General features: G+C 76.2%; 6 protein-coding genes. 5 read left to right on the forward strand and 1 reads right to left on the reverse strand.

Annotated elements, in window-relative coordinates; translation table 11 throughout:
• Positions 1-64 precede the first annotated feature (64 nt).
• Positions 65-1,573 (forward strand): DNA recombination protein RmuC, encoded by a 1,509-nt coding sequence (gene rmuC / locus B9L22_RS19035; protein WP_086151511.1) that lies wholly within the window; start codon positions 65-67, stop codon positions 1,571-1,573.
• A gap of 45 nt (positions 1,574-1,618) precedes the next feature.
• Here rmuC and B9L22_RS19040 read toward each other — a convergent pair whose 3' ends face one another.
• Entirely contained in the window at positions 1,619-2,698 is a 1,080-nt protein-coding gene (locus B9L22_RS19040) for a 4-hydroxy-3-methylbut-2-enyl diphosphate reductase (protein WP_086151512.1), read from the reverse strand.
• A 195-nt stretch (positions 2,699-2,893) separates the two neighbouring features.
• On the opposite strand from B9L22_RS19040, the gene B9L22_RS19045 reads away from it, so the two are divergent.
• The 4 genes from B9L22_RS19045 to B9L22_RS19060 form a co-directional block, all read left to right on the forward strand.
• The gene (locus B9L22_RS19045; protein ID WP_086151513.1) at positions 2,894-4,300 is read left to right on the forward strand and encodes a polysaccharide deacetylase family protein; all 1,407 of its coding nucleotides are present in this window, start codon (positions 2,894-2,896) and stop codon (positions 4,298-4,300) included.
• 94 nt (positions 4,301-4,394) lie between these two features.
• Entirely contained in the window at positions 4,395-5,723 is a 1,329-nt protein-coding gene (xseA, locus tag B9L22_RS19050) for an exodeoxyribonuclease VII large subunit (protein ID WP_369824880.1), read from the forward strand.
• 58 nt (positions 5,724-5,781) lie between these two features.
• Entirely contained in the window at positions 5,782-6,075 is a 294-nt protein-coding gene (locus B9L22_RS19055; protein ID WP_051028398.1) for an exodeoxyribonuclease VII small subunit, read from the forward strand.
• Positions 6,072-6,417: PfkB family carbohydrate kinase (locus B9L22_RS19060; protein ID WP_233140242.1), on the forward strand; the 346-nt coding region annotated here is incomplete at its 3' end. The genes B9L22_RS19055 and B9L22_RS19060, both read left to right, overlap by 4 nt.

The raw sequence follows: 6,417 nt of genomic DNA on the forward strand, positions 1-6,417 counted from the left end.
GCGACGGCGCCCGCCCCGCGCGCCGACCGACGGTGCTGTCGGTGCCCCGTGGGAGGGTGCGGCCATGGACTCCTCGGGATGGTTGCTCTTCGCCGTCGGACTCGTGCTGGGGCTGGTGGTCGGCGCCGCGCTCGTGCTCGCGGTGCGGCGCGCCTCGCCCGACGCCGCGGGCGCGGAGGTCCGCCGTCTCACGCAGCTCCTGGGTCAGGCGCAGCAGGACGCGGCGCGCGGCGCGGGCCTCGCCGAACGGCTCGAGGCGGAGCGCGAGGGCTTCGCGCGCCAGCTCGGCGCGGCCCAGCGCAGCGCGGACGAGCGGCTCGACCTCGCCCGGGCCACCCACGAGCAGCAGCTCGCGGAGCTGCGGGCCGCGGCCGAGCGCCGCGTCGCGGAGATCCAGGGCGACCACCGGCGGCTCGAGGCCCAGTTCGAGGCGCTCTCGCGCAAGGTGCTCGCCGCGGGCACGGAGCAGTTCCTCGTGCAGGCGGAGGAGCGCATGCGGCGCAGCCAGGAGCAGGGGGCGGCCGAACTCGCGCGCCGCGAGGAGGCCGTGCGCCACCTGGTCGAGCCGCTCGCCGGGGCGCTGGAGAAGGTGCGCGCGGAGGTCGCCGAGGCCGAGCGGGCCCGCCTCGCCGCGCACGGGAGCCTCGCGGAGCAGGTGCGCGGGGTGCGCGACGCCTCCGAGCTGCTGCGCGCCGAGACGTCGCAGCTCGTGACGGCCCTGCGCTCGTCGCAGGTGCGGGGCGCGTGGGGCGAGCTCCAGCTCCGGCGCGTCGTCGAGGCGGCGGGCATGCTCCCCCACGTCGACTTCGTCGAGCAGGACCAGGTCGCGACCGACGACGGCGCGCTGCGCCCGGACATGGTCGTGCGGCTCGCGGGCGGCAAGCAGGTCGTGGTCGACGCGAAGGTCGCGTTCCTCGGCTACCTCGACGCGCAGGGCGCCACCGACCCGGCCGTGCGCGCGGACCGCCTGGCCGCCCACGCCCGCCACATGCGCAAGCACGTCGACGACCTCGGCGCCAAGCGCTACTGGGACCAGTTCGGCCCGGCACCGGAGTTCGTCGTCATGTTCGTCCCGGCGGAGTCGTTCCTCTCGGCCGCGGTCGAGCAGGACCCGTCGCTCCTCGAGCACGCGGTGTCGAAGAACGTCGTCATCGCGACGCCCATGACGATGGTCGCGATGCTGCGGACGATCGCCTACGCGTGGCGGCAGGACGCCCTGGCCACGAACGCGCAGCAGGTCCTCACGCTCGGCAAGGAGCTCCACGGGCGGCTCGCGGTCATGGGGTCGCACCTCGCGAAGCTCGGGCGCCAGCTCCAGAGCGCCGCGGACTCCTACAACCGGACGGTCGGCTCGCTCGAGACGCGCGTGCTCGTCAGCGCGCGCCGGTTCGCGGACCTGCACGTCGTCGACGACGAGCTGACGACACCCCCGACGGTGAACCCGCAGCTCAGCGCGGTGAGCGCACCCGAGCTGCTCGCGTCCGTCAACGAGTCCGTGGTCGCGATCGACGAGCGCCCCGACGACCGCGACGAGCCCCGGCGGGAGCAGTCGGCCGGCGGGGCGAGCGCCTGACCGCTCCCCCGGGGCCGACGGCCGCGGAGGGCTCCGGCGCGGGCGTCAGACGGGCTGGACGGAGAGCGAGGTGCGGCCGCCGCGGGTGGGGCGCCCGCCGTCGGCCGCCGAGCCCTTGAGGTCGGCGCGCAGCTCGCGCGGCAGCGAGAACATGAGGTCCTCCGTCGCCGTGCGGACCTCCTCAACCGCGCCGAACCCGCGCTCCGCGAGGTAGGCGAGCACGTCGTCCACGAGGATCTCCGGAACGGACGCGCCCGAGGTCACGCCCACGGTCGTCGCGCCGTCGAGCCAGGCCGGGTCGATCTCCTTCGCGTGGTCGACGCGGTACGACGCCCCGGCCCCCGCCTGGAGCGCGACCTCGACGAGGCGCACGGAGTTGGACGAGTTCGCCGAGCCGACCACGATGACCACGTCCGCGTCGGGAGCGAGCTTCTTCACCGCGACCTGGCGGTTCTGCGTCGCGTAGCAGATGTCGTCGCTCGGCGGGTCCTGGAGGGTCGGGAACTTCTCCCGCAGGCGCCGGACCGTCTCCATCGTCTCGTCGACGGAGAGCGTCGTCTGGGAGATCCACACGACCTTGTCCGGGTCGCGGACCACGACGTCGTCCACGTGGTCGGGCGAGTCGACGACCTGCACGTGGTCGGGGGCCTCCCCCGCGGTGCCCTCGACCTCCTCGTGGCCCGTGTGGCCGATGAGCAGGATGTCGTAGTCGTCCTTCGCGAAGCGCACGGCCTCCTTGTGCACCTTCGTCACGAGCGGGCACGTGGCGTCGATCGTGTCGAGGTTGCGCGCGGCCGCGGCCGCCTTCACGGCGGGTGACACGCCGTGGGCGGAGAACACGACGCGCGCGCCCTCGGGCACCTCGTCGGTCTCGTCGACGAAGATCGCGCCGCGCTCGCTGAGCGTCTCGACGACGTACTTGTTGTGCACGATCTCCTTGCGCACGTAGACCGGCGCGCCGTAGTGCTCGAGCGCCTTCTCGACCGCGACGACGGCGCGGTCGACGCCCGCGCAGTAGCCGCGCGGCGCCGCCAGCAGGACGCGCTTGCGGGTCCCGTCGACGGCAGGGGTCGCGACGGGGCGGTCGGTCGGGGACGCGGACGAGCCGGCGGGGAGGACGCTCACGCTCCCGAGTCTAGGCGAGCGGCGGTCGCCCGACCCCGGTGAGCCCGCTCACCCACGGCCCTGGCCCGACGTCGTCACGTCCCGCGCGCGAGGCGCACACAGACCCTCCGCGCGCGGCGTGATGCACGCGGGTCGCACCCGTCCGCCGGGCGCGCCGGGTCGACGTCCGTCCCGCCGCCCCCCAAGATCGAGGGCATGAGCGACGACCCGGGCGGCACGACGTCACCCGCGCCCGACGCGCCCCGACGGCGCCGCCGGGTGTGGTGGTGGCTCGTCCCGCTGCTGCTCGTCGTCGTCACGGCGGCGGTCGTGGTCGTCGGGACGCTGGAGCACCGCGCGTGGGTCGCCGCCGTCGAGCGCTACGACGCCGAGGTCGCGCGCGTGACGCGGGACGCGACGGACGGCCGCGCGCGGGCCGAGGCGGCGTACCTCACGCGGCTCGTCCCGACGACCGCGGCGGAGGTCGCGGGCGCGGCGCTGCTCGCCGCGAGCGAGGGCCAGGTGGACGACCCGGCGGTCCGCGAGCCCCTGGCCGCGGCGCTCCAGGAGGCCACCGCGCTCCGCACGACCCCGGTGACCTACCCGGAGGAGGACCGCACCGTGGACGCCCTGTCCCGCCCGAACCCGCTGCACCCGGGCTCGCGCCCCGCCGTCCACGTCGAGGTCGTGACCGGCTCCGAGCCCACGGCGGACGCCCTGGACGAGGCCGCCTCCGCCGTCGTCGAGGCGGCGGAGCCCGTCGCGACCGCGCAGCGGCAGTGGGCGTACGACGGTCTGGAGGTGGCGGCGACCGAGGGCCGGCCCGTCCTCACGGAGTCGGCCGGCCTCGTCACGGACGAGGGCACTCGCACGACGCTCGACGGGCTGCTCACGCAGGCGACGACGACGCTGGACGCCGGCCCGGGCGGCGCCCCGGTGGCCGAGACCGTGGCGCTGCGCGACGCGGTGCTCGCGGCGACGGAGGCCGTCTGGTCGGACCGGCTGGCGCTCCAGCTCGCCCAGCGGCGCGACCAGGCGCGGGCGACGGGCGTGGACTGCGCGGTCGAGCGGTGCGTGGCGCTCACGTTCGACGACGGGCCCGGGCCCGACACCGAGCGGCTCCTGCAGGTGCTCGCGGAGAAGCACGTCTCGGCCACGTTCTTCCTCGTCGGGAGCAACGTCGAGAAGCGGCCCGACGTCGTGCGCGACACGGCAGCAGCCGGCCACCTGCTCGCGAACCACACCTGGGACCACCCGCAGCTCACGACGCTCGACGACGACGCCGTCCGCGACGAGCTCGCGCGCACCCAGGCGGCGATCGAGAGCGCCGCGGGGGTCACCCCGACGCTCCTGCGGCCCCCGTACGGGGACGTCGACGACCGCGTGCGGTCGGTCGCGCTCCGCTCCGGGCTCCAGGTGGTGCTGTGGAACCTCGACACGCTCGACTGGAAGACGCGCGACGCCGCGGAGACGCGTCGTCGCGCGGTGGAGGGCGCGCGACCGGGCAGCGTGGTGCTCATGCACGACATCCACGCCTCGACCGTCGACGCCGTGCCCGGGATCGTCGACGACCTGCGCGCGCAGGGCTACCGCCTCGTCACCGTCGACCTGCTCGCGCCCTGAGCGCTCGACCGGCGCGCCGGTCGGTGCGCTGGTCGGCGCGCTCGGTGCCGCGGCGCGTTGGGTGGGCGTGGGTGGGGTGCGGCAGGCTGGTCCCGTGACCGCCTCCCTCCCGCTGCCCGACGACGCCCCGCGTCCGGATGCCGCGCCCGCCGGTCCGGCGGCCCGCGGCCCCCTGCCGTCGCGCGCGCTCGAGACGAGCGCAGAGCACCCGTGGCCGGTCCGGCTCCTGTCGCGCAAGATCGAGCAGTACGTCGAGCGGATGGCGCCGGTCTGGGTCGAGGGCCAGGTCGTCCAGCTCAACCGGCGCCCGGGCACGTCGACGGCGTTCCTCACGCTGCGCGACACGGACCTCGACATGTCGCTCCCGGTGTCGGCGGCGTCCCGCGTGCTCCAGGGCACGCCGGTGGAGGAGGGCGCGCACGTCGTCGTGCACGCGAAGCCGGTGTTCTGGACGCGGCGCGGCACGCTCCAGCTCCAGGCGCGCGAGATCCGTCCCGTCGGCGTGGGCGAGCTGCTCGCGCGGATCGAGCACCTCAAGCGCGTGCTCGCGGCGGAGGGCCTGTTCGACGCCGACCGCAAGCGGCCGCTGCCGTTCCTCCCGGCCGTCGTCGGGCTGGTGTGCGGGCGCGAGTCCAAGGCGGAGCACGACGTCGTGGTCAACGCGCGCGCCCGCTGGCCCCAGGTCCGGTTCGAGATCCGCGAGGTGGCCGTCCAGGGCGCCCACGCGGTGCAGCAGGTGGGCGACGCGATCCGGGCGCTCGACGCCGACCCGGAGGTGGAGGTCATCGTCGTCGCGCGCGGTGGCGGCGCCGTCGAGGACCTCCTGCCCTTCTCGAACGAGGCGCTCGTGCGCGTCGCGGCGGCGTGCCGCACGCCGCTCGTGAGCGCGATCGGCCACGAGACCGACTGCCCGCTGCTCGACCTGGTCGCGGACTACCGCGCCTCGACCCCGACGGCGGCGGCCAAGCGGGTGGTGCCCGACGTGACGGAGGAGCGCGCCCGCGTCGCGCAGAGCCGTCAGCGCCTGCGCAGCGCGATCGCGGGGCGCGTGTCCCGCGAGCAGGCAGGGCTCGACGCGCTGCGGTCCCGGCCCGTGCTCGCCGACCCCGGGCGGATGCTCACCGACCGGCAGGAGCGGGTCGGGGCGCTGCGGGACCGGGCACGCCGGGCGCTCGACGCGCGGCTCGTGCGCGCGGCGGGCGAGGTCGGCCGGCTCGAGGCCCAGGTGCGCGCCCTGTCCCCGGCCTCGACGCTCGAGCGGGGGTACGCCGTCGTGCAGCGGGCCGACGGGCACGTGGTCCGCTCCCCCGGCGACGTCGCGACGGGCGACGCGGTGCGCGTGCGTCTCGCGCGCGGCGCGCTGGACGCGGCGGTCACCGCCACGCACGACGACGGACCCGCTCCCGGCCGGGAGGCGTCGTGACGCGCCCGCGCCGGTTCTGGACCGCCCGCCGGACGACCGGTCGGGCCACGACGCACAGATGGGGTTGAATACTGCCGTGACTTCCTTTGACAACGCTGTCACGTCCGACGTGTCGACGCTCTCCTACGAGCAGGCGCGCGACGAGCTCGTGCAGGTCGTCGCCCGGCTGGAGGCCGGGGGTGAGCCCCTCGAGGACTCGCTCGCGCTCTGGGAGCGCGGCGAGGCGCTCGCCGCGCGCTGCCAGGAGTGGCTCGACGGCGCGCGCGCCCGCCTCGACGCGGCACGCTCGCAGGACGACGCGACGGCACGCGGCACGACCGACCCCGACGACCCGACCGGAGACGACGCATGAGCACGAGCACGGACCCCGCCCAGCCCGCCGCTGCGCCCACCGGGCACGTCCTCGTCGTCGGTGAGGCGCTCGTCGACGTCGTGCACCGCGCGGACGGCAGCGTCGCGGAGCACCCCGGGGGCAGCCTCGCGAACGTCGCGCTCACGCTCGGCCGGCTCGGGCGGGACGCCCGGCTCGCCACGTGGCTCGGGCACGACGCGCACGGCGAGGCGGTACGGGCGTGGCTCGACGACTCCGCCGTGACCCTCACGCCCGGCAGCACCGACGCCCCCACGACGAGCGTCGCCACCGCGCACCTCGACGCGTACGGCGCGGCCACGTACGAGTTCGACCTGGAGTGGC

This window comes from Cellulosimicrobium sp. KWT-B, assembly GCF_002127155.1.
GTDB lineage: Bacteria > Actinomycetota > Actinomycetes > Actinomycetales > Cellulomonadaceae > Cellulosimicrobium > Cellulosimicrobium funkei.

Coding starts and splice junctions, on each gene's coding strand:
- B9L22_RS19045 (WP_086151513.1), top strand. CDS start 2,894: ATGAGCGACGACCCGGGCGGCACGACGTCACCCGCGCCCGACGCGCCC.
- rmuC (WP_086151511.1), top strand. CDS start 65: ATGGACTCCTCGGGATGGTTGCTCTTCGCCGTCGGACTCGTGCTGGGG.
- B9L22_RS19055 (WP_051028398.1), top strand. CDS start 5,782: ATGGGGTTGAATACTGCCGTGACTTCCTTTGACAACGCTGTCACGTCC.